Here is a 21,793-nt window from a genome sequence, read left to right as displayed (position 1 = left end):
CCTAAGGCCGAGTCATCGGGGGATTGAGGACGTGGACCGGACCCGCCTTGAAGAGCCGGGCGGGCCGCCCGTTCGGGGTCTTGCGCATCGGGCCGCCGGCGACGATGAAGCCGCGGGCACCCTGGACCTTGCGGTAGAAGTTGCGGGGATCGAGGCGGACGCCCCAGACCGCCTCGTACACCTGCTGGAGCTCCGAGATGGTGAAGGTCTCGGCGCAGAACGCGGTGGCCAGGGCGGTGTGCTCCAGCTTGGCACGCGCGCGCTCGATCCCGTCGATGAGGATGCGGCGATGGTCGAACGCCAGCTCGGTGCCCGGGCTCAGGGCGTCGTCCACGGAAGTCCAGGAGGCGGCGGCGGCGTCGGTGCCGGCGACCGGCTCCGGCAGGCGGGGGGCGATGGCCAGGTAGGCGACGGACACGACGCGGCCGCGCGGGTCGCGGCCCGGCTCGCCGTACACGGCCAGGGGCTCCAGGTGCACGTCGGACAGCCCCGCCTCCTCCGACAGCTCGCGCCGCGCCGCCGCCTCGATGTCCTCGTGCTCGTCGCGCAGGAAGCCGCCCGGCAGGGCGAGAGCCCCTCGGAACGGGTCGATGCCGCGTTCCACGAGCAGGACGTGCAGGCGCGTGTCGCGCAGGGTCAGGATCACCAGGTCGACTGCGAGCAGGATGCGCGGCGGCTGCCATGGGTCGTCGGGCATGAGTCCACCCTAGCTTTTTGTCAGATCGACAGGAAGTCCTCTGCCGAGCTGCAGCGTGACGCCCATGCGCTTTCTGGTCTGGGGCCGTGAATCCCGTTGTTTTCGCTAAATGGTGATGTTTCTGCCCTTTATGAGAAGCCAGAGCATGAGCAGAGCCTCGCCGACGAAGGTGAACATGGATGCCGTGGGTGCGAAGCCCGGGACGAGGATCACGCCGAGGCTGTCGACGAGGTAGCCGAGGCCCGCGATCACCAGCAGGACGCCCAGCAGCCGCGGCGCGTAGCCCGAGCGGTAGGCCAGGTGGCCCAGCAGGACCAGGTGGACGCCGAAGAGGAGGAGTCCGGCCTGCCAGATGTCGTGGAAGGTGTCGATCTTCGCTGACGCCTGAGCCGGATCGGCTCCGGGGACTCCGGCGAGCTGGGCGATGGCGACGGCGAACACGCCCGCGTACACCGCTCTGAGCCAGGCGGCGAGGGTGGCGATGCCCTCGTGGGCGGGCCGGAAGAAGGCCAGGAGCGCCCAGGCCGCGACCACGTCGAGGACGGCGACCAGGAGCAGGCCGGCCACGCCGGAGCGGAACAGGCCCTCGGCGGCGCGGATGTCCGCGGCCGTCCTGGCGGCGTCGCCGGGCGTGACGAGGCGTTCCAGGACGCCGAAGTTGGCCAGCGCCGCCAGGACGGCCAGGGCCAGGAGCGAGAGGCCCGCCACCAGGGCGGCCGACCGGATGTGGTGGGGCGTGGGGTGGGACGTGGTCATGTTCTCCCCTGCGAGGCGGCCGGGCGCGCCAGGGCGCCGCGCATCGGCGATGTACAAAATCTTTGACATCCGTCAATGTAATGAATCATTGACGTGATGTCTAGAATTTTTTACATCGCCGGGCGGGGTGAGCGGCAGCCGGAGTGGAGGGGAGTCAGGGGATCAGGGGTCCAGGGTGATCCCCTCGCGTCGGAGGTCCTCGATGATGCCGTCCACCAGGCGGGTGGCGACCGTGTGGCGCAGCCGGCCCTCGTCGCGCAGCTCGCGCACGGCGGGTACGGGGTCGGGGTCGGCGAACAGGCGCTCGTCGGCGTAGTCCACCGGCCGGCCGGTCGGGTCGACCGTCCACCAGGACGCCTCCATCGCGATGCCGTTGGGGTCGCTGAAGTAGATCGAGCGCAGGAAGCCGTGGTCGATGACGTCGGTCACCTCGCAGCCGTGCGCCTTGAGCCGGTCGCGCAGCCGGATGAGCGCGTCCTCGTCAGGCAGGTGCAGGGACAGGTGGTCGAACTGCGCCGCCTTCGCGTACGGCACGCCGGCGGGCTTGGCGAAGCTGTCGAGTTGCTGGTCGGTGTACTCGAAGAAGGCGACGGTGTTGCCCGTGCCCACCTCGAAGAAGTAGTGCTTGAAGGCGGGCAGGGCAAGGGTGGTGACGAGGCGGGCGTCGAGCACGCCGTGCCAGAAGCGCACGGTGGCGTCCATGTCCGAGGTCACCAGGGCGAGATGGTGCACGCCGCGCCAGTGCACCGTTTCCGGGGTCGCAGCCATGGGTCAACCGTATGCCTTTCAACTATCTCCGTTAAGCCACTGCTTCGTGACGGTGGCCGGCTTCAGGTCGTGGCGGGGGTCCTCCGGGCGAGGTGCCGGGGCTCGGCGGGTCAGGGAGTCCAGGTGACGGTGCTCGCAGGGCGATCTGAGCTCCTCGTCATGGCCGGGTCACAGCCGGTCGAGTACGGCGTCGATCCCCCTGGCCGCGAGGTGGGCGGGGTCGCCGGCGCGGGCAGCGGGCACGATGGCGAGCGGGCCGGACTCGCGCAGCCGCACCCATTCGGCGTGGAAGGCGCTGCCGGGCGCGACCTCGGCGCGGCGCTCCGGCTCGGACCTGAGGTCCACCTCGCACACCAGCGCCGGCCGGTGCCGGGCGGGGGCGTGCGGGCGGCCGGCGGCGGCGGCGAGCTCCCTGGCGGCGGGCTTGATCCGGTGGTCCACGGTGAACAGGCCGAGGTCGTACTCGCGCTCGGGGAAGTCGGCCAGCGAGCGGTCGAGGTCGTGGGAGCACCACCAGGTGACGCCCCACAGGGCCGGGTTGGGGGTGACCGCGTCCAGCAGGCGGCGGACGAACTCGGGGGCGTCGGCCTCGGGCACGTCGGGCCGGGGCGCGCCGACCTCCTGGAGCCAGACCGGGCGCGCCGGGTCGGGCGAGGTGGCGGCGGCCAGCTCCACCAGGTAGTCGGCGTGGGTGACGGTGGCGGGGCCGAGCGGGCCGTCCAAGGCGGAGACGCCGTTGAACACCCACGAGTGCACGGTCGTCAGGTCGCCGAGGTCGACGTTGTCGGCCGGGTGGAAGGGGTGCTCGGGGTCGTACCAGGTGGCGTCGTACAGGGAGTGCAGGGTGAGCAGGCCGGGGGCGGCGGCGCGGGCGACGCCGAGCAGCTCGGCGGCCCACTCCCGGGCCGCACCGGGGGTGGCGGGGCTGGCCGGGTAGAGGTTGTTGACCTCGTTGCCCAGGGTCACCGCGAACACGTTGTCGCGGGTGGCGACGGCGCGGGTGAGCGTGTCCACGTACGTGACCAGGCCCGCGCGCACCTCCGGATCGGTGAACACGCCACGCCGGTGCCAGGTGAGCACCCACGACGGCAGGAAGTCGAAGCTCGACAGGTGGCCCTGCAGCAGGTCCACCGCCACCGACAGGCCGAACTCGGCGGCGGCGTCGATCACGGCGAGCAGGTCGGCCACGCCGCGCCGCCTGATCAGCGTGCGGTTGGGCTGGATCCAGGGCCAGACCGGGAAGATCCGCACGTGGTCGAGCCCGATCCCGGCCAGGTCCTCGAAGTCGCGGCGGGCGGCCTCGGCGGGGTCGTCGAGCCAGCCGTAGAACCAGCCGGCGGAGGGGACGTGGTTGGCCCCGAAGCGGGGCCGCGCGGGAGGATGGGGCACGGGCTGGACTCTAAACCGCTTTAGTGTCCTTGCCAAGAGCCGGCGGCGCGGTGCTCCCCCGGACGACCAGCCGGGGGGTGGCGGTCTTCACGTCGCGCCTGGCCGCCGGATCGGCGATCACCTCGAGCATGACCTCGGCCACCTGCCCGCCGAGCGCGAACGTGTCCCGCGACAGCGAGGTGATGCTCGGGTGCGTGACCCGGGTCAGCACGGAGTCGTCGAAGGCCACGACGGACAGCTCGTCCGGCACGCGCACGCCCATCTCCATCGCCACGCCCAGGCCGGCCAGGGCCATCACGTCGCTGTCGTACACGATCGCGGTCGGCCGGCGGCCCCGGGACAGGAGCGTCCTGGTCGCCGCCGCGCCCTCGGCGTCGCTGAAGTCGGTCGGCACGGACACGGCGTCCACCAGGCCGAGCCGCTTGACGGAGTCGCGCAGCGCGCGCATGCGCCGCTGCGTGTGCCGCAACCCCGGCAGCCCCGCGACGTGCGTGATCCGCCGGTGCCCGAGCGCGGCCAGGTAGTCGACGACCGACAGCATCGCCTCCCGGTCGTCGGCCCACACGCTGGCCAGCGAGCCGTGCCCGCCGGGCCCGCCGAGCACGACGGCCGGCACGTCCAGCTCCTCCAGCGCGGCGAAGCGCGGGTCGCGGACCTTGGGGTCGACCAGGATGAACCCGTCCACCCGGTGGGCCGAGGTCCACTCCCGGTAGACCTCGATCTCGGCCTCGGAGTCCTCCACGACGAGCAGGTGCATCGCCACCTGCTGCTCCGACAGCCGGGCCTGCAGCCCCGACAGGAGCTGGGCGAAGAACGGCTCCACGCCCAGCGTGCTGGCCGGGCGGGCGATCACCAGCCCGACCGCCTCCGCCCTGGCGCCGCCGAGCGCCCGGGCGGCGCTGTGCGGGCGCCAGTTCATCTCCCTGGCCACCTCGAGGATGCGGGCCCTGGTCGCCTCGCTGACGCCGGGCCGCCCGTTGAGCGCGAACGACACCGCGCCCTTGGACACCCCGACCCGCTGCGCGATGTCGGCGATCGTCGGTCGGCCCAACGCGTGCTCCTTCTCCGAGGCCCCTATTGACAGCGGAGTCTAGCCCGGTGAATAGTCCGGCAACTAGAGCGGTTTAGTGCCGAAGGAGAGCGCCATGCGAAAGTACTGGGCAGGACTGGCCGTGGTGGTCGCCACGATGGCGGGATGCGGGCTCGGCGGCCCGGACTCCGCCACGGGGCCCGGGGCGGCCCCGCCGGCCGCGAGCGCGGGCGGCCAGGTGAAGGGCAAGGTGAGCCTGCAGACGTGGGCGCTCAAGCCGAAGTTCACCGAGTACGTGCAGGGCGTCATCGACGGCTTCGAGAAGAAGTACCCGGGCACCGAGGTCGAGTGGCTCGACCAGCCCGCCGAGGGCTACTCGGACAAGGTCCTCACCCAGGCGGCCGGCGGCACGCTGCCCGACGTCGTCAACCTGCCGCCGGACTTCGCGGTGCCGCTGATCAGGCAGGGCCTCCTGCTCGACGTCGCCCAGGCCGACCCGGCGCTGGCCACCGAGTACGTCCCCGGCGCCCTCGCCGCCTACGCCTACCCCGGCGTCCAGGGCACCCACGGCTACCCCTGGTATCTCAACACCGACGTCAACTACTGGAACACCGAGCTGCTCACCAAGCACGGCCTCGACCCGGACAAGCCCCCGGCCACCCTGGACGAGCTCATCACCCAGGCCAGGACCATGAAGGAGAAGTCCGGCGGCAAGGTCTACCTGATGAGCCGCCGCCCCGAGCTGGGCGACCTGACCAACGCGGGCGTGCCCATCATGTCCCCCGACGGCGCCCGGTTCACCTTCAACACCCCGGAGGCGGTCGCCCTGCTCGACCGGTACCGGGACGCGTTCAAGGAGGGCCTGCTGCCCCGCGACGTGCTCACCGACACCTACGCGGGCAACGCCAAGCTGTTCAACGAGGGCACGGTCGCCTGGACGACCGGCGGCGGCAACTACATCACGAGCCTGGCCACCGACAACCCGACGCTCGCGCCCAAGGTCGTCCCGTCGCCCGCGATGGGCACCCCGCCGCTGTACGTCCAGGGCCTGTCGATCCCGAAGCAGACGAAGAACGCCCCCGCCGCGCTCGCCCTGGCCCGCTGGGTGACCAGCGCGGAGAACCAGGCCGCCTTCGCCCACCTGGTCAACATCTTCCCCAGCACGAAGTCCTCGGCGAACGACCCGTTCTTCAGCAAGAGCGACGGGACCAGCTCCGGCGACGCCAAGGTGATCGCGTTCGAGTCGCTGGCCAGGGCGAAGGTGCTGGAGCCGGTCCAGGTCACCGAGGCGATGAAGAAGCTCGTCAGGCAGCAGTTCGCGCTGGCCATCAGCGGTGACGTCACCTCGAAGGAGGCGCTGGACGCCGCCGTGGCCAAGTGCGACGAGCTGCTGAAGAACTGATGCGCCACCATCGCTGGTTCACGCCGTGGGTGCTGGTGGCGCCCGCCGCGGTCTGGCTGTTCATGTTCTCGGTGTGGCCGTCGATCAACACGGTGGTGCTGGCGTTCACCGACGCCAAGCCGCTCGGCGGCGGCCACTTCACCGGCCTGGCCAACTTCCGGCGCGTGCTGGACGACGACCAGCTCGTGGACGCGCTGGTCAACAGCATCGTGTTCATGCTGGTCTGCCTGCCGCTGCTGACGGTGCTGCCGCTGCTGATCGCGATCCTGGTGGAGAAGAAGCTGCCCGGCATCACGTTCTTCCGCACCGCCTTCTACACGCCGGTGGTGGCCTCGGCCGTGGTGGTGGCGCTGATCTGGGGCTGGCTGCTGGACGACCGGGGGCTGGTGAACGGCTTCGCGCAGTGGCTGGGCTGGGTGAGCGGGCCGGTGCCGTTCCTGACCGACCGGTGGCTGCTGCTGTTCAGCGCGATCAGCCTGACCGTCTGGAAGGGCCTCGGCTACTACATGATCATCTATCTGTCGGCGCTCGGGAACGTCCGGCGCGAGCTGCACGAGGCCGCCGCCGTGGACGGCGCGGGCCCGGTGCGCCGCTTCCTGAGCGTCACCGTGCCCGGCGTGCGCAACACGATGCTGCTGGTCTCGGTGCTGGTGTCGGTCTCGGCGCTGCGCGTGTTCTCGGAGCTGTACGTGCTCTCGAACGGCACCGGCGGCCCCGGCGGCCGGGACATGTCGCTGGTGATGCTCATCCAGCTCTACAGCCGCGGCTTCACCGGTCACCTCGGCTACGCCTCCGCGCTCAGCCTGGTGCTGCTGGCCGTCACGATCGGCCCGATGCTCGCGCTGCTGCGGCTCAACAGGAAGGCGGCCTGACATCAACAGAGTCACCGCGCGCGAGCGGGCCCTGAGGTACGTCCTGCTCCTGCTCGTGCTGGCCGTCACCGTCTCGCCGTTCCTGTGGCAGCTGTCCACCTCGCTCAAGAGCCTCCAGGAGGACATCTACACCGGCACGCCGGGCCTTCTGCCCAGCCGGCCGACGCTGTCGAACTACGCCGAGGTCGCCGAGACCATCCCCGTCTGGTCGTACGCCGTCAACTCGCTGATCGTGGCCGCCATCGTGGTCGCGGGCAACGCGGCGGGCGCCACGGCCGCCGGGTTCGCCCTGGCCAAGCTCCGCTTCAGGGGCGCGAAACTGCTCCTCGGGCTGTTCCTGGCGACGCTGGTGCTGCCCGGCGAGGTGACGATCGTCTCCCAGTACGTCACGGTCCGCTCGCTGGGCCTGGCCGACACGCTGCTGGGCGTGGCGTTGCCGGGGGCCATCGGGATGCTTAACGTGCTGTTGATGCGTACCGCGTTCCAGGCGATTCCTCCGGAGATGGACGAAGCCGCGATCATCGACGGGGCGACGACGTGGCAGCGGCTGCGGCACATCGGCCTGCCGAACGTGCGCGGCATGCTCAGCGTGGTCACGATCTTCGCCTTCATCGGTGCCTGGGACGACTTCCTCTGGCCGCTGATCGTCCTGACCGATCCCGACAACTACACGCTCACCGTCGGACTGCAGTACCTCAACGGCACCTTCAGCGCGAACCCGCGGCTGATCGCGGCCGGGACGATGATCTCGTTCCTGCCGATCGTGATCGTGTTCGCCGCGCTCCAGCGCTTCTTCTTCAAGGGCGTGGAGGAAGGCGCCATCAAAGGCTGATAAATCACCATCTGCTGAGGAGCTCACCTGATGCATGACGACCGCGACCTGGTCGAAGCCCGCCTGAAGCGCGTCCTGGACGAGCGGATCCGCCCGGCGATCTACCCCGAGTCCGTTCCGCTGGAGGTGGCCGTCTGGCACGCGCCCGGCGAGCCCGTGCCGGTGGCGGAGGGCCTGGCCGCGGAGCCCGGGCCGATCGCGGTGGGCCAGGCGTGGGGCGCGCCGTGGGGCACCAGCTGGTTCACCGTCACCGGCACCGTCCCCATGGAGTGGAGCGGCCGGATCGTCGAGGCGATCCTGGACCTCGGCTTCGACGAGAACATGCCGGGCTTCCAGTGCGAGGGCCTGGTCTACCGGCCCGACGGCACGCCGGTGAAGGGCCTCAACCCGCGCAACCAGTGGGTCCGCGTGGGCTCCCCCGCGGAGGGCGGCGAGCGGGTGCGGCTGCACGTCGAGGCCGCCTCCAACCCGGTCATCCTCGACTATCACCCCTTCCTGCCGACCCGGATGGGCGACAAGGAGACGGCCGGCACCGACCCGCTGTACCGGCTGGCCCGCGTGGACCTGGCCGTCTTCGACCAGACGGTGTGGGAGCTGGTGATGGACCTGGAGGTGCTCGGCGAGCTGATGCTGGAGCTGCCCGTGGACGGCGCCCGCCGCTGGGAGCTGCTGCGGGCCCTGGAGCGGGCGCTGGACGCGGTCGACCTCCAGGACGTGGGCGGCACGGCGGCGGCCGCCCGGGCCGAGCTGACTGGGGTGCTGTCGTCCCCGGCCGTGCCCTCGGCGCACCGGATCAGCGCGGTCGGGCACGCGCACATCGACTCGGCCTGGTTGTGGCCGCTGCGCGAGACCGTGCGCAAGGTGGCCCGCACCACCTCGAACATGACCGCGCTGCTGGAGGACGAGCCGGACTTCGTGTTCGCGATGTCGCAGGCCCAGCAGTGGGCGTGGGTCAAGGAGCACCGGCCCGAGGTGTGGGCGAAGGTGACCAAGGCGGTGGCGGCCGGCAGGTTCGTGCCCGCGGGCGGCATGTGGGTGGAGTCCGACACGAACATGCCCGGCTCGGAGGCCATGGCCCGGCAGTTCGTGCACGGCAAGAGGTTCTTCATCGACGAGTTCGGCGTGGACAACGAGGAGGTGTGGCTGCCGGACACGTTCGGCTTCGCGGCCGGGCTGCCGCAGATCATCAAGGCCGCCGGGGCGAAGCGGCTGCTCACGCAGAAGATCTCGTGGAGCCAGACCAACAGGTTCCCGCACCACACGTTCCTGTGGGAGGGCATCGACGGCACGCGGATCTTCACGCACTTCCCGCCGGTGGACACCTACAACTGCTCGATGCGGGGGCGCGAGCTGGCGCACGCGGCACGCAACTTCAAGGACAAGGGCGTGGCGCGACACTCGCTGGCCCCGACGGGGTGGGGCGACGGGGGCGGCGGCACGACGCGGGAGATGGTGGCCAAGGCGGCCCGGGTCCGCGACCTGGAGGGCTCACCCAAGGTCGCGTGGGAGACGCCGGCCGAGTTCTTCGCCAAGGCCGAGGCCGAATACCCGCACCCGCCGGTGTGGGTGGGCGAGCTCTACCTGGAGCTGCACCGGGGCACGCTGACCAGCCAGGCCAAGACCAAGCAGGGAAACCGGCGCAGCGAGGCGTTGCTGCGGGAGGCCGAGCTGTGGTCGGCGACGGCGGCGGTGCGCGCGGGCGTGGACTATCCGTACGAGCGGCTGGACCGGATCTGGAAGACGGTGCTGCTGCACCAGTTCCACGACATCCTGCCCGGCTCGTCGATCGCGTGGGTGCACCGGGAGGCGCGCAGGACGTACGAGCTGGTGGCGGAGGAGCTGAACGCGATCATCGGCGACGCCCAGGACGCGCTGGCGGCGGGCCAGGCCACCGGCCTGTGCTTCAACGGTTCGCCGCATGCGCGCCTCGGCGTCCCGGCCGGTGGCGCCGCGTCCGCCCGCGTGCGGCCGGCGACCTGCACGGAGCGGGCGGGCGGCGGCTACGTGCTGGAGGGCCCGCTGCTCAGGGCGGAGATCGACGCCCGCGGGCTGGTCGTCTCGCTCCGGGACCTGGAGACGGGCAGGGAGGCGGTCGCGCCGGGCCGGGCGGCCAACCTGCTGCAGCTCCACCCCGACTTCCCCAACAAGTGGGACGCCTGGGACGTGGACGCCTTCTACCGCAACACGGTCACCGACCTCACCGAGGCCGACCGGGTGACCGGCGACGGGGGGCGCGTGGAGATCAGGCGCTCGTTCGGGTCCTCGACGGTGACCCAGTGGATCAGCCTCGACGAGGGACGGCTGGACATCGAGACGGAGGTGGACTGGCACGAGACGGAGAAGATCCTCAAGCTGGCCTTCCCGCTCGACGTACGCGCCGACCGGTACGCCTCCGAGAGCCAGTACGGCCACGTCTTCCGCCCCACGCACACCAACACGAGCTGGGAGGCGGCCAAGTTCGAGGCGTGCAACCACCGCTTCGTGCACGTGGAGGAGCCGGGCTGGGGAGTGGCGCTGGTGACCGACTCCACCTACGGCCACGACGTCACCCGCGACGTGGACGGGACCGGCACGACCACGACGCTGCGCGCCTCGCTGCTGCGCGCCCCGCGCTTCCCCGACCCCGAGACCGACCAGGGCGTGCACCGCTTCCGGCACGGGCTGGTGCCGAACGCGTCCATCGGCGACGCGGTCCGCGAGGGCTACTTCGTCAACCAGCCCGTGCGCGCCGGGTCCGGCGCCGCCGAGGTGGTCGAGCCGCTGGTCGCGGTGGACGACGACGCCGTGGTGGTGAGCGCGGTCAAGCTGGCCGACGACAGGAGCGGCGACGTGATCGTACGGTGCTACGAGTCCAGGGGCGGCCGGGCCCGGGCCACCCTGCGGGCCGGCTTCCCCGTGGCGGAGGTCGTCACCACCGACCTGCTGGAGCGGCCCACGGGCGAGCCGCAGCGCCCGGGCGACGGCATCCCCGTGACGCTGCGGCCGTTCGAGCTGGTCACGCTGCGGATGAAGCGCGCCTGATCACCCTCCGGGGCTACTCGCGCACGCTTCCCTCCGTGAGTCCGGCGCGCCAGAACCGCTGCGGCGCGCCGGACCGCACGATCAGCGGGATCACCGACACCGGCGCGCCCACCACGGTCAGCGTCCGCAGGATCGGCCGGCGGAACAGCCGCGGGCCCGCGAACCACAGGGTCCCGTGCGGGCCGAGCAGCCCGGAGCGCTCCACCCGGGTGAGGCTCTGCACCAGCGCTTAGCCGATCGGCGCCACAAAAAACGCCGAGAGCAGGACCGGGAACGGGGCCAGGATGGCGTGGTCGCAGCCGCGCAGCGGCCCGCCACCTGCCCAGCGACTCGGGGGCGTCCGGGCTGGTCGGCTCGGCGTGCCAGAGGTCGTCCTGGGCGTTGTTCCAGGGAGTCCCGGTAGTAGAGCGCCATGGGTCCGGTCGCCTGCTCCGCCCGGTCGGCCTGTGTGAGGTAGGGCCGCAGGCGCTGATTAGCACCATCACCACCGCGGCCAAGTCGAGGCGGGGGATCCTCAGACGATGTGGCTGAATTTTCGTAAAATACGATTTATCACCATCGGAAGACGGATGGAAGGGGTGACGCCGCATGAGCTATCCAAGGCGAGGCATGCACGGTGAGGTCGTCGAAGATCTCGGCCGCCGGATCGTGAGCGGGGATCCCGAGGCCACCGGCCATCTCGACCCCGTCGAGCTCGGCCGCCGCTACCACGTCAGCCATACCGTGGTCAGGGAGGCGCTCAAGACGCTGGCGGCCAAGGGGCTGGTGGACGCCCGGCCGAAGCGCGGCACGTTCGTGCGGCCGCGGGGCGACTGGTCGCTGCTCGACCCCGACGTGCTGCGCTGGCGCTTCGAGCAGCGGGGTGACTCCGACATGTTGCGCGACCTGGCCGAGGTACGGGCCGTGGTGGAGCCGGCGGGGGCGCGGCTGGCGGCCGCCCGGCGTACGGAGGCGGACGTGGCGGCGCTGGAGGCGGCGTTCGAGCGGATGGGGGCCACGGCGGCCGACCCGGTGGCGCACACCGAGGCGGACGTGGTCTTCCACCGGGTGCTGCTGGCCGCCTCGCGCAACGAGCTGCTGGAGTGCCTGGAGGTGGTGATCGCGGCCGCGCTGTCGGCCCGGGACCGGCTGGTGCACTCGACCGGCGAGCGCCCCGGGTTCGCCGTGACCCATCGGGCGGTGCTGGACGCCGTACGCGACGGTGACGCGGACGCTGCAGAGGCGGCCATGCGGGACCTGCTGGCGCGGGCGGACCGGGACGAGGCGGCCCTCTAGCCGTTACATCTGGCGGCTCGGCAGCGTGCCCAGGCGGGGCGCGTAGGTGGCGTGGAAGACCAGCGAGGCCGCACCGATCGCCGCGGCGTCGGCCGCGATCGGCGAGGTCTCCACCCGGACCGCGTGCAGCCGCCTGGCCAGCGTCCGGCCCGACACGGCCCGCGCGATCACCGCCCGGTAGATCTCCCCGACCTCCCTGAGCGCGGGCCCGCCGAGCACGAGCAGGTCGATGTCCAGCATGTTCACCAGGCTCACGGCGGCGTCGGCCAGCCGGCCCGCCACCCGCTCGATCACCCGCCGCGCCCGCGGCTCCCCGGCCGCGGCCGCCGCGCAGATGGCGGCGTGGTCAGCATGGTCGGCATGGTCGGAGCGGCCCCCGGCCCCGGACGCCCGCATGGCCGCCTCGATGGCGCTCGGGCAGCACACGGCCTCCACGCACCCCCGGTTGCCGCAGTAGCACTCGGGCCCGTCGGGCTCCACCGTGATGTGCCCGAACTCGGCGGCGTTCAGCGACCTGCCCCGGTAGACCTGGTTGTCCAGGAAGAGCCCGCCGCCGATCCCGGTCCCTAGATAGAGGTAGGCGAAGCTGGGCGTGGAGCGGGCGATCCCGGCCCACCGCTCCCCGATCGCGGCCGCCGTGGCGTCGTTGTCCACGGTCACCGGGAAGCGGGTGTACTCCCGCAGGAGCCCCTCGATCGGCACCCGGTCCCACCCCGGCAGCCGGGGCGGCGAGACCATCACCCCTGCCCCGTCGAAGGGCCCCGGGCAGGCCAGCCCCACACCGAGGACCTTGGCGTCCGGCACCCCGGCCTCGCGCAGGATCCTGCGGGAGGCCGTGGCCATCTGGCGGATCACCGTGTCGGGCCGGGCCCCCGGGCGTACCGGCTGGTGCAGCCGGGCGACCGGCCGTCCCGCCAGGTCGGCCAGCACGAACGAGAGCTCCTGCGGGTCGAAGTGCACGCCCACCGCGTATCCGGCGCGGGCCTCGACGCGCAGGATCGTGCGCGGCTTGCCGCCGCTCGACGGCGCGGAGCCGTCCTCGACGACCAGGCCCTCCTCCAGCAACCTGCGCACGATCACGGACACGGTCTGGGCGGTGAGCCCGGTCACGGCGGCGATCTGCACCCGGCTGATGCCGTCCGACGCCTGGATCGCCTCCAGGACCACGGCCCGGTTGTAGCTACCGACCTTGGGCAGGTTCGTGCCCTGCTGCATGTGAGCAATGTCACCACAGAGTGTTGACTTAGTAAATCAAAAAGATTTACGTTCGCGTCAACCCAGGGAAAACAAGGGGAGGCCGTGATGAACCGTTGCCTGGCCGGTTCCCTCCTGCTGTTGACAGCGCTGACAGCCGCCGGTTGCGGCAGCGACGCCGCGCAGGAATCCTCCGGAGCCAAGGAACTCGAGGTCCTCTACAAGGTCGAGCCGACGTGGCCGCATCTGGAGAAGATGCTCGGCGACGCCAAGAAGCAGTACGAAGCCGCCCACCCCGGTGTCACCATCAAGCTGACCCCGGTGCAGGGCAACAACGAGGCCTACTACACGAAGCTGGCCCTGCTCAACCGATCTCCCGACTCGGCGCCCGACCTCTACTACCACGACACGTTCCAGGTCAACGCGGACGTCGCGGCGGGCAAGCTGGCCCCGCTCGACGACTACCTGGCCAAGTGGCCCGACTGGAGCACGCAGTTCCCCGACTCCGTCAAGCAGGCCGCCAAGGGCGGTGACGGCAAGATCTACGGCGTGCCGATCAGCACGGACACGCGCGGCCTCTGGTACCACAAGGACGTCTTCGCCAAGGCCGGCCTCCCCGTCCCGTGGGAGCCGAAGACCTGGAACGACGTCCTGACCGCCGCCCGGACGATCAAGCAGAAGGTGCCCGGCACGGTCCCGTTCAGCATGTACTCCACGAAGGTCCACGGCGAGGCGTCGACCATGCAGGGCTTCGAGATGCTCCTGTACGGCACCCCCGGCGGCACCCTCTACGACGACGCGCAGAAGAAGTGGGTGGCCGGCGGCAAGAACTTCACCGACGCCCTGACCTTCATCAACACGATCTACCGGGAGGAGCTCGGCCCCAAGCAGGCCGACGCGCACAACGCCAAGCTCGCCGACAAGGTCAACCTGGAGTGGTTCCCCGCGGGCAAGGTCGGCATCTCGCTCGACGGCGCGTGGACCGCGGCGGCCTGGAAGCCGACCAGCACCAAGCCGTGGCCGCAGTGGCAGGAGAAGATCGGCTGGACGGCCATGCCGACGCAGAACGGCGAGCCGCCCGGGGCGATCAGCATGTCGGGCGGCTGGGTGATGGCGATGAGCTCCTACACCAAGCTCAAGCAGGAGGCCTTCGACTTCATCACGGTGGCCACCAACAAGGAGAACTCCATGACGTACTCGGTGAGCACGGGCGACCTGGCTCCCCGCAAGGACGTCGCGGCCGACCCGAAATACACCGCCGACAACCCGAGCGTCAAGTTCTTCACCGACCTGGCCTCGGTGACCCGCTACCGGCCGGCGTACGAGGCGTACCCGAAGGTGTCGGCCCAGGTCCAGGCGGCCATGGAGGCGGTCACCACCGGCTCCAGGACCCCTGAGGAGGCCACCGCGGCCTACGTCAAGGCACTGCCCACGGCCGTCGGAGGCGCCGACAAGGTTCTGGCCCGATGACGATCGCCACAGCACCGTCCCCGCCCGTGACGAGCTCGCCCCCGGGCGGCCCGTCACGGCGGCGGCGGGTCCTGCGCTGGCTGCTGCCCCTGGGCCCCGCGCTGGTGCTGCTGGCGCTCTTCCTGGCGGGGCCCATCCTGTGGAGCGTCTACATCGCCTTCACCAACGAGACCCTGACCGGCTCGGCCTCGGTGAACTCCCAGTTCGTGGGCTTCGCGAACTTCGTCAAGCTCTTCGGCGACCCGAACTTCCTCAACTCCTTCCTGCTCACCTTCGTCTTCGTCATCGGCTCGGCCGTCATCGGCCAGAACACCCTCGGCCTGATCATCGCCCTCCTCCAGCGCGGCCGCGGCCGGGTGACCCGCAGCGTGGTCAACGGCGTGGTCATCGGAGCCTGGGTGATGCCCGAGGTCGTGGCGGCGGCCTGCTGGTTCGCGTTCCTGGCGGAGGACGGCACGCTGAACGCGGTGCTCGGCATCTCGCAGGAGTGGCTCTACACGGCCCCGATGGTCGCGGTCATCCTGGCCAACATCTGGCGCGGCACGGCCTTCTCGATGCTGGTGTACTCGGCCGCGCTGTCGGAGGTGCCCAGTGACCTGGTGGAGGCGGCCGCGGTGGACGGGGCCGGCCCGGTCCGCCGGCTCGTGCACATCACGCTGCCGCTGATCCGCCGCTCGATCATGGCCAACCTCATGCTGATCACGCTGCAGACGCTGGCCAGCTTCGGCCTCATCTACGCCCTGACGGGCGGCGGACCGGGCACCGCCAGCCAGACCACCCCGCTCTACATGTACGAGCAGGCGTTCCGCTACTTCGAGATCGGCTACGGCTCGGCCATCGCCCTGGTCATGCTCGTGATCGGTGCCCTGTTCTCGCTGGTCTACCTTCGGCTGATCAAGGTGGAGGACGCATGACCAGGCTCGCCGCGAGGGGTGCGGCCTCGCTCGCCCTCCTGCTCATCGCGCTGGCCTTCCTGGGCCCGTTCGTGTGGGTGCTGATCGCCTCGGTGCAGCCGGAGGCCACGCTGGCCGCCGCGCCGGCGCCCACGTTCTCCCTGGACAACTTCAAGGCGGTGCTGACCTGGGAGACGATCATCCTGCCGCTGATCAACTCGATCGTCATCTCGGGCTCGACGGCGATCCTGACGGTCCTGGTGGCCGGCCTGGCCGCGTACCCGCTCTCGCGCTACCAGCTCCGCTACCGCCGCCACTTCATGCTGACGCTGCTGTTCACCACCGGCCTGCCGGTGACGGCGATCCTCGTCCCGGTCTACGCGATGTTCTTCCGGTTCAACCTCTACGGCTCGGTGCCGGCGATGGTGCTGTTCCTGACGGCCAGCTCGCTGCCGTTCTCGATCTGGATGATGAAGAACTTCATGGACGGGGTGCCGGTGAGCCTGGAGGAGGCGGCCTGGGTGGACGGGGCCGGCTGGGTGCAGTCGCTGCGGGCCGTGGTGGGCCCCCTGATGGCGCCGGGCATCGCGGTGGTGGCCATCTTCGTCTTCGTCGGCCAGTGGGGCAACTTCTTCGCCCCGTTCGTGCTGCTGGACGCCCCGGAGAAGCAGCCGGCCGCCGTCACCGTCTACACGTTCTTCTCGCAGTACGGGCAGGTGGCCTACGGCCAGCTGGCCGCCTTCTCCATCCTCTACACGGCCCCGGCGGTGGTCCTCTACGTGGCGGTCAACAAGTATCTGGCCGGGTCGTTCAACTTCGCCGGCTCGGTGAAGGGTTAGGCGGCCAGGCGGTCGTGCAGCGCCCGGGCGAACTCGGCCGGGCTGCGCAGGTAGCCGACGTGGTCGCCGGGCAGCTCCACGGCCTGCCTGCCGAGCAGCTCGGCCACGGCGAGCGTGGCGCGGTGGAAGACGCCGCCCCGGTCGTCGGCACCGTACGCCACGTCGATCGGGGCCCCGCGCAGCGCCGCCGCGTCGGGGACGTAGGCGCTGAACGGGCGCAGCTCGTAACGGAGGTTCGTCTCCCTGTTGGCCGTCATCCTGGTCAGCATGTCGCGCACCCACTGCGGCAGGCCGGGATCGGGCGTGCCGGGCGGCATCATGCCGGTCTCCTTGCCGAGCCTGCGCACGGCAGGCCCGGCGCCCTCGCGCTCGTAGAGGTCCAGGGCCTCGCGCGTCAGCCGCCGCCAGTGCTCGGCGTCGGGCAGCAGCTCGAAGGCGGGCGGCTCGTGCGCCACCAGCCGCCGCACCCGCTCCGGGCGGCGGGCCAGCAGGTCGAGCGCGATCAGCGCGCCCGCGTGGGTGGCGAACACGTGGCCGGGGTCCGCGCCGGCCGCCTCCAGCAGGCACAGCGCGTCGTCGGCGTGCTCCTCGATCCGCTGCTCCCCGGGCGGCCCGGTCAGCGGGCTGCGGGTGGCGGCGCGCCGGTCGTAGGTGATGACCGTGTAGCGGCCGGACAGGGCCTCGGCGAGCGGGGCGGCCATCGCGGCGTCGGCGCCCCCGCCGAGGATCACCAGTAGCACCGGACCGGAGCCGCGTACCTCGTAATAGAGCCTGGCGCCCGGGACGTCGAGCATTCCTGTGTCCATGGTCCGCTCACTGTAGACGGGCCTGATCGGGCCGCCAACCCCGAGCTGGCGGGTTTACGACAAGTCAGGATCTAGCCACGCCTATCTCATAGACAGCGCAGTTCAGGATGACTAGGAATTCGGTATTCGTGCTTACCGATTCTCTGGAGGTCGTCCATGCTGCGCGGCTTAAGGCGAGGGACGGTGATGGCCGCCTCGGCGGTCATGGCGGCCTCGCTGCTCTCGGTTCCCGGCGCGGACGCGGTCACCGCTCCGCCCACGGAATTCACGGCCGGGGCGGCGAGCGGCGAGATCACCCTGATCACCGGTGACCGGGTACAGGTCCGCGCCGTGGAGGGCGAGCACAAGGCCGTGACGGTCACCCCCGTGCCCCGGGCGGACGGCTCCGTGCCGACGTTCCAGGTGCTGGAGTCCGAGCGCGGGGTCACGGTCATCCCCGACGACGTCGCCACGCTGGTCCCCGACCGGCTCGACACCGCGCTCTTCAACGTGACGGAGCTGGCCGAGCAGCGGTACGGCGCCGCCATCCCGCTCATCCTCACCTACGCCGCCACCGCGACCAAGGCCGCGGTGCCGGCCGCCAAGCAGGTCCGCACGCTGGAGAGCATCGGCGGCGCGGGCGTGTCGGTGGCGGCCGCGGACGCGGCGGCGTTCGGGGCGGAGCTGGCCAGGCTGGCCTCCCCGTCCCCGCAGGTGCGCGCGGCCGGGCCGCTGGCGGGCGTGACCAAGATCTGGCTCGACCGCAAGGTGGCGCCGGTGCTGGCGGACAGCGTGCCGCAGATCGGCGCGCCCGAGGCGTGGGCCGCCGGGTACGACGGCACCGGCACCACCGTGGCCGTCCTCGACACCGGCGTCGACGCCACCCACCCCGAGCTTGCGGGCAAGGTCGCCGACCAGCGCGACTTCACCGGCGAGAACGTCACCGGCGACCCCCACGGCCACGGCACCCACGTGGCCGGCACCATCGCCGGAGCCGGCACGGACAGCGGCACGGGCGGCGGCACTGGCGCCGGCACGGGCGGCAAGGGCGTCGCGCCCGGAGCGAAGCTGCTCAACGGCCGCGTGCTGGCCGCCGACGGCTACGGCCAGCTGTCCTGGATCATCGACGGCATGGAGTGGGCGGCCGGCGAGAAGCGCGCCGAGGTCGTCAACATGAGCCTGGGCAGCCCCGAGGCGGGCGGCCCGCTCACCGACGCGGTGTCCAGGCTCACCGAGCAGTACGGGACGCTGTTCGTGGTCGCCGCGGGCAACGACGGCTGCGACTCGTGCGTGGGCGCCCCCGGCGACGCCCCCGAGGCGCTCACCGTCGGCGCGGTGGACAAGCAGGACCGGCTCGCGGACTTCTCCAGCAGGGGCCCGATCCTGACCGACCAGGCCGTCAAGCCCGACGTCACCGCGCCCGGCGTGGACATCTCCGCCGCGCGCACCGGCGGGGGCCGGATCGCGATGTCCGGCACCTCCATGGCCACCCCGCACGTCGCCGGCGCGGCGGCGCTGCTGCGCCAGGCCCGCCCGGGGCTGACCGGCTCCGAGCTGAAGTCCCTGCTCATGACCACGGCCAGGCCCGGTCAGGACATCCCCGTGGACGCGCAGGGCACCGGCCGGATCGACGTGGCCGCCGCGCTCAAGAGCCCGGTCGTGGCCTCGGCCGGCTCGCTCAACTTCGGCAAGCTCACCCTCGGAGAGGAGAAGACGCTCACCGTCGGCTACCGCAACCCCGGCCAGGCGCCCGCCGAGCTGGAGCTGTCCGGCGGCGACGCGTTCACCGTCGAGCCTGCCAGGCTCACCGTGCCCGCCGGCGGCACCGCCGAGGCGAAGGTCACGCTCAAGGCGGCCCGGGCGGGAGCGCTGCGCCAGGAGCTGACGGCGGCGGGCACGCGCACGCTGCTGACGGCGAGCGTCGAGGAGAAGCGGGTCGAGCTGCGCGTACGCGGCATCGCCAGGGACGGCCGCACCGGCCGCGGCGGCTTCACCGTGCTGAACCTGGACGAGGGCACCCTGGTCGGCCGCGTGCTCCCCGGCGACCCGGCCCAGCCCTGCACGGACGCCAAGTACGGCTCCGGAACCTGCCTGCTCGTCAAGCCCGGCACCTACTCCGTGCTCGGCCACATCTTCACCATGCCCGCCACGCAGTCCAGCACCGAGAGCGGCAAGCCGCTCAACGAGAGCCTGCTCGGCGACCCGGAGATGGAGATCACCGAGAACACCGAGGTCGTCCTGGACGCCCGCGAAGCCGTGGAGGTCGAGGTCGAGACGCCCGACCACAGGACCAAGCGGAACACGGGGGCGGCCGCCGCCCTCATGTGGTACCGCGCCGGCGAGCAGGGCACGGCGCTGCGCGGCGGCACCACCATCTCGCCCGGCGGGCAGATCGAGGAGCGCCTGTTCGTCCAGCCGACGAGGAAGGTCACCAAGGGCACGTTCGTGGTCGCCACCCGCTGGCGGCTGAAGGCCCCCGAGATCGCCTTCTCCACCCTCGGCCTGGAGCTGGAGCCCGAGTACGTCGACCCGGTCCAGTTCAGCGACTTCGCCACCGAGTACCCGCGCCTGGACGGCACCCGCCTGCTCATGGCGGTGGACGCCGGCCGGGGCAGCGCGGAGGAGATCAGGGCCCGCGACCTGCGCGGCAGGCTCGCCGTCATCCGCCGCACCGACGGCGTGCCGGTCTCCGCCCAGGCCAACGCGGCGGCGGCGGCCGGGGCGGCGATGGTGGCCGTCTACAGCGACCGGCCCGGCGCCGACGTCACCACGGGCGGCAACCGGGTCAAGCTCGCGGTCCCGACCGTGCGGCTGACCCACGAGCAGGGGCTGAAGCTGGTCGAGCGGCTGCGCCGCCTGCCGGTGCCGATCGTGGCCAAGGGCATCGTGGCCAGCCCGTACGTCTACGACCTGTACCTGCGGGAGAAGGGCCGGGTCCGCGAGTCCCTCGACTACGTGGTCCGCGCGAGGTCGCTGGCCAGGATCGACACCGGCTACCACAGCCAGCTGGCCGACGACGTGACCGTCAACGAGGCCCGCTACGTCTTCGAGCCATGGGACACCCTGTCGATCTCGACCAACCACCCGATGGCCAGGACGCCGCGCACCCGGACCGACTACGTCACCCCCGACCCCGAGCTGCGGTGGAGCACGTCGGCGAGCACGCCGGAGCGACCGTACAACAACCTGTGGCCGCACCCGGACACGGTGCGCGTGGGGGTGTCGTCGCCGGAGTTCCGGCCGTACGAGGCGGGGGAGCGGGCCGCCCGCAGCGTGTTCAAGCAGCCGCTGCTGCCGGGCACCAACCCGCGCAACCCGGTACGCCGGGAGGGTGACAAGCTCCGGATCTCGATGCAGGGCTTCGTGGACGCGCAGGGCAACTACGGCGAGGCCTACACCAGCCTGTTCGAGCGCGGCATGAAGACCGACTTCCGGCTCTACCAGGGCGACACGCTGCTGTGGCAGACGGACTACCTGCCCGCCGGGTCGGGCACGCTGCCGGCGGAGAAGGGCACGTACCGGATCGAGTACGACCTGACGAACGAGTCGGACTGGGCGAAGCTGTCCACCCGCACCCGTGGCGTGTGGACGTTCACCTCGGAGCGGGCCGCGGAGACGACCGTGGTGCCGCTGCTGCTGGCCGCCTTCGACGCGCCCGTGGACCTGAAGAACCAGGCCACGTCCCGCAGGCTGGGCCTGTCGCTGCGCCACCAGGAGGGGGCGGAGCAGAGCGCGATCAAGGACGTCGCGCTGGAGGTGTCGTACGACGACGGCGCCACCTGGAAGCCCGCCCGCCTGCGTGACAAGGGAAAGCGGGCCTACGAGACGACGCTCGACCGCGCGCCGTCCGGGTTCGTCTCGCTGCGCCTGAACGCCTCCGACGTCAACGGCAACACGCTCACGCAGGAGGTGATCCGCGCCTACGCCGTGCGCTGAACGCCGTGCATGAGGGTGTCGATCACCCTCGTGGCGAGCGCGTCAGGATCCCTGCCTGACGCCGGGCTGGACTCTGGGCCCGAAGCTGGGCCCGATGCTGGGGGAGTGCCGTGCGCGGCCTCCCCCAGCAGCGCGAGGTAGACCTGCCTGGCCCAGGCGATGTCGGCGCCCGGGCCCAGCAGCTTGCCCAGGACGGCCTCGCACAGCCCCATCACCTCCGCCTGCACGGCCTGGGCCTCCTGGCTGAGGGGCACCGGCCGGGCCAGGGTGAAGCGCCAGCAGGGCTTGATCTGCAGGATGTTGGCGGTGGCCTGGTGCAGCGTGACGAGCGGGGGCGCGGTGTGCGGGCGGGCGGCGAGCACCGCCTCCAGGATCTCCCGCCACGCGGCCACCTCCATGGCCTCGATCAGCGCCTCCCGGCTGGCGAACCTGCGGTGGATGGTGGCCCTGGCCACGCCGGCCGCCTCGGCTATCTGCTCCATCGTGGCCACCGGGCTGGCGCTCAGCACGTCTTCCGCCGCCGCCATGATCGCCCGCATGCTGCGCTCGGCGTCGGACCGCAGTTTTCCCATGAAGGAGACGTTACTGGGTTTAACTGCGACTAATTGCCGCAGATATGGATTGATCTGATACT

At 71.5% G+C, this 21,793-nt stretch carries 18 protein-coding genes; 9 read left to right on the top strand and 9 right to left on the bottom strand.

The genetic code is table 11. The features are described from left to right. Position 1 precedes the first annotated feature (1 nt). The 5 genes from ACTWPW_RS41150 to ACTWPW_RS41130 all read right to left on the bottom strand — a co-directional run bounded on the left by ACTWPW_RS41150 (position 2) and on the right by ACTWPW_RS41130 (position 4,661). Positions 2-697: an NUDIX hydrolase gene (locus tag ACTWPW_RS41150; protein ID WP_375110157.1), complete on the bottom strand. Its 696-nt coding sequence runs from the start codon at positions 695-697 to the stop codon at positions 2-4. A 105-nt stretch (positions 698-802) separates the two neighbouring features. Further along, positions 803-1,453: a DUF4386 domain-containing protein gene (locus ACTWPW_RS41145; RefSeq protein WP_375110158.1), complete on the bottom strand. Its 651-nt coding sequence runs from the start codon at positions 1,451-1,453 to the stop codon at positions 803-805. A 162-nt stretch (positions 1,454-1,615) separates the two neighbouring features. After that, positions 1,616-2,221 (bottom strand): VOC family protein, encoded by a 606-nt coding sequence (locus tag ACTWPW_RS41140; RefSeq protein WP_375110159.1) that lies wholly within the window; start codon positions 2,219-2,221, stop codon positions 1,616-1,618. 168 nt (positions 2,222-2,389) lie between these two features. Next, entirely contained in the window at positions 2,390-3,610 is a 1,221-nt protein-coding gene (locus ACTWPW_RS41135; RefSeq protein WP_375110160.1) for a glycoside hydrolase 5 family protein, read from the bottom strand. A 10-nt stretch (positions 3,611-3,620) separates the two neighbouring features. Then, complete coding sequence (locus ACTWPW_RS41130) at positions 3,621-4,661, bottom strand: LacI family DNA-binding transcriptional regulator (protein WP_375110161.1); 1,041 nt, start codon at positions 4,659-4,661, stop codon at positions 3,621-3,623. Between the two features lie 94 nt (positions 4,662-4,755). On the opposite strand from ACTWPW_RS41130, the gene ACTWPW_RS41125 reads away from it, so the two are divergent. The 4 genes from ACTWPW_RS41125 to ACTWPW_RS41110 are packed head-to-tail and all read left to right on the top strand — an operon-like array spanning position 4,756 to position 10,767. Beyond that, positions 4,756-6,042 (top strand): ABC transporter substrate-binding protein, encoded by a 1,287-nt coding sequence (locus ACTWPW_RS41125; RefSeq protein WP_443171863.1) that lies wholly within the window; start codon positions 4,756-4,758, stop codon positions 6,040-6,042. After that, positions 6,042-6,914, top strand: a complete 873-nt coding sequence (locus ACTWPW_RS41120) for a carbohydrate ABC transporter permease (protein WP_364116616.1) — start codon at positions 6,042-6,044, stop codon at positions 6,912-6,914. The genes ACTWPW_RS41125 and ACTWPW_RS41120 overlap by 1 nt, the downstream gene beginning before the upstream one ends. A gap of 55 nt (positions 6,915-6,969) precedes the next feature. After that, a complete protein-coding gene (locus tag ACTWPW_RS41115; protein ID WP_375110164.1) occupies positions 6,970-7,746 on the top strand; it encodes a carbohydrate ABC transporter permease in 777 nt (258 codons plus the stop codon). A 30-nt stretch (positions 7,747-7,776) separates the two neighbouring features. Continuing rightward, on the top strand, positions 7,777-10,767 hold the full coding sequence (locus tag ACTWPW_RS41110; RefSeq protein ID WP_443171862.1) for an alpha-mannosidase: 2,991 nt from the start codon (positions 7,777-7,779) through the stop codon (positions 10,765-10,767). A gap of 13 nt (positions 10,768-10,780) precedes the next feature. Here ACTWPW_RS41110 and ACTWPW_RS41105 read toward each other — a convergent pair whose 3' ends face one another. Then, the gene (locus ACTWPW_RS41105) at positions 10,781-10,990 is read right to left on the bottom strand and encodes a hypothetical protein (RefSeq protein WP_443171861.1); all 210 of its coding nucleotides are present in this window, start codon (positions 10,988-10,990) and stop codon (positions 10,781-10,783) included. A 365-nt stretch (positions 10,991-11,355) separates the two neighbouring features. On the opposite strand from ACTWPW_RS41105, the gene ACTWPW_RS41100 reads away from it, so the two are divergent. After that, the gene (locus tag ACTWPW_RS41100) at positions 11,356-12,042 is read left to right on the top strand and encodes a FadR/GntR family transcriptional regulator (protein WP_375110167.1); all 687 of its coding nucleotides are present in this window, start codon (positions 11,356-11,358) and stop codon (positions 12,040-12,042) included. Positions 12,043-12,045: 3 nt separating this feature from the next. On the opposite strand, the gene ACTWPW_RS41095 is transcribed toward ACTWPW_RS41100, so the two are convergent. Beyond that, on the bottom strand, positions 12,046-13,257 hold the full coding sequence (locus ACTWPW_RS41095; RefSeq protein WP_443171860.1) for an ROK family transcriptional regulator: 1,212 nt from the start codon (positions 13,255-13,257) through the stop codon (positions 12,046-12,048). Positions 13,258-13,377: 120 nt separating this feature from the next. Between ACTWPW_RS41095 and ACTWPW_RS41090 the strand changes: the two genes are divergently transcribed. The 3 genes from ACTWPW_RS41090 to ACTWPW_RS41080 are packed head-to-tail and all read left to right on the top strand — an operon-like array spanning position 13,378 to position 16,438. Then, the gene (locus ACTWPW_RS41090) at positions 13,378-14,706 is read left to right on the top strand and encodes an extracellular solute-binding protein (protein ID WP_443171859.1); all 1,329 of its coding nucleotides are present in this window, start codon (positions 13,378-13,380) and stop codon (positions 14,704-14,706) included. Then, the gene (locus ACTWPW_RS41085; protein ID WP_364116634.1) at positions 14,703-15,620 is read left to right on the top strand and encodes a carbohydrate ABC transporter permease; all 918 of its coding nucleotides are present in this window, start codon (positions 14,703-14,705) and stop codon (positions 15,618-15,620) included. The genes ACTWPW_RS41090 and ACTWPW_RS41085 overlap by 4 nt, the downstream gene beginning before the upstream one ends. Further along, positions 15,617-16,438, top strand: a complete 822-nt coding sequence (locus ACTWPW_RS41080) for a carbohydrate ABC transporter permease (protein ID WP_364116636.1) — start codon at positions 15,617-15,619, stop codon at positions 16,436-16,438. Before ACTWPW_RS41085 ends, ACTWPW_RS41080 begins: the two co-directional genes overlap by 4 nt. Here ACTWPW_RS41080 and ACTWPW_RS41075 read toward each other — a convergent pair. Further along, positions 16,435-17,244: an alpha/beta fold hydrolase gene (locus tag ACTWPW_RS41075; protein WP_375110169.1), complete on the bottom strand. Its 810-nt coding sequence runs from the start codon at positions 17,242-17,244 to the stop codon at positions 16,435-16,437. The genes ACTWPW_RS41080 and ACTWPW_RS41075 overlap by 4 nt on opposite strands. A 156-nt stretch (positions 17,245-17,400) precedes the next feature. Between ACTWPW_RS41075 and ACTWPW_RS41070 the strand changes: the two genes are divergently transcribed. Then, the gene (locus ACTWPW_RS41070) at positions 17,401-21,159 is read left to right on the top strand and encodes a S8 family peptidase (RefSeq protein ID WP_443171858.1); all 3,759 of its coding nucleotides are present in this window, start codon (positions 17,401-17,403) and stop codon (positions 21,157-21,159) included. Here the strand turns inward: ACTWPW_RS41070 and ACTWPW_RS41065 are convergent. Beyond that, a complete protein-coding gene (locus ACTWPW_RS41065) occupies positions 21,144-21,731 on the bottom strand; it encodes a TetR/AcrR family transcriptional regulator (protein ID WP_443171857.1) in 588 nt (195 codons plus the stop codon). The genes ACTWPW_RS41070 and ACTWPW_RS41065 overlap by 16 nt on opposite strands. Positions 21,732-21,793 lie beyond the last annotated feature (62 nt).

This window comes from Nonomuraea sp. KM90 (genome assembly GCF_052246675.1).
Taxonomy (GTDB): domain Bacteria; phylum Actinomycetota; class Actinomycetes; order Streptosporangiales; family Streptosporangiaceae; genus Nonomuraea.
Note: the sequence above shows the minus strand (reverse complement) of the source record. Positions and strands in the feature narration are given on the sequence as shown.

What these genes read in the sequence shown, in the direction of transcription:
- ACTWPW_RS41150 (WP_375110157.1), bottom strand. Translation starts at nt 697, where the DNA reads ATGCCCGACGACCCATGGCAGCCGCCGCGCATCCTGCTCGCAGTCGAC.
- ACTWPW_RS41145 (WP_375110158.1), bottom strand. Translation starts at nt 1,453, where the DNA reads ATGACCACGTCCCACCCCACGCCCCACCACATCCGGTCGGCCGCCCTG.
- ACTWPW_RS41140 (WP_375110159.1), bottom strand. Translation starts at nt 2,221, where the DNA reads ATGGCTGCGACCCCGGAAACGGTGCACTGGCGCGGCGTGCACCATCTC.
- ACTWPW_RS41125 (WP_443171863.1), top strand. Translation starts at nt 4,756, where the DNA reads ATGCGAAAGTACTGGGCAGGACTGGCCGTGGTGGTCGCCACGATGGCG.
- ACTWPW_RS41120 (WP_364116616.1), top strand. Translation starts at nt 6,042, where the DNA reads ATGCGCCACCATCGCTGGTTCACGCCGTGGGTGCTGGTGGCGCCCGCC.
- ACTWPW_RS41110 (WP_443171862.1), top strand. Translation starts at nt 7,777, where the DNA reads ATGCATGACGACCGCGACCTGGTCGAAGCCCGCCTGAAGCGCGTCCTG.
- ACTWPW_RS41100 (WP_375110167.1), top strand. Translation starts at nt 11,356, where the DNA reads ATGAGCTATCCAAGGCGAGGCATGCACGGTGAGGTCGTCGAAGATCTC.
- ACTWPW_RS41095 (WP_443171860.1), bottom strand. Translation starts at nt 13,257, where the DNA reads ATGCAGCAGGGCACGAACCTGCCCAAGGTCGGTAGCTACAACCGGGCC.
- ACTWPW_RS41085 (WP_364116634.1), top strand. Translation starts at nt 14,703, where the DNA reads ATGACGATCGCCACAGCACCGTCCCCGCCCGTGACGAGCTCGCCCCCG.
- ACTWPW_RS41080 (WP_364116636.1), top strand. Translation starts at nt 15,617, where the DNA reads ATGACCAGGCTCGCCGCGAGGGGTGCGGCCTCGCTCGCCCTCCTGCTC.
- ACTWPW_RS41075 (WP_375110169.1), bottom strand. Translation starts at nt 17,244, where the DNA reads ATGGACACAGGAATGCTCGACGTCCCGGGCGCCAGGCTCTATTACGAG.
- ACTWPW_RS41070 (WP_443171858.1), top strand. Translation starts at nt 17,401, where the DNA reads ATGCTGCGCGGCTTAAGGCGAGGGACGGTGATGGCCGCCTCGGCGGTC.
- ACTWPW_RS41065 (WP_443171857.1), bottom strand. Translation starts at nt 21,731, where the DNA reads ATGGGAAAACTGCGGTCCGACGCCGAGCGCAGCATGCGGGCGATCATG.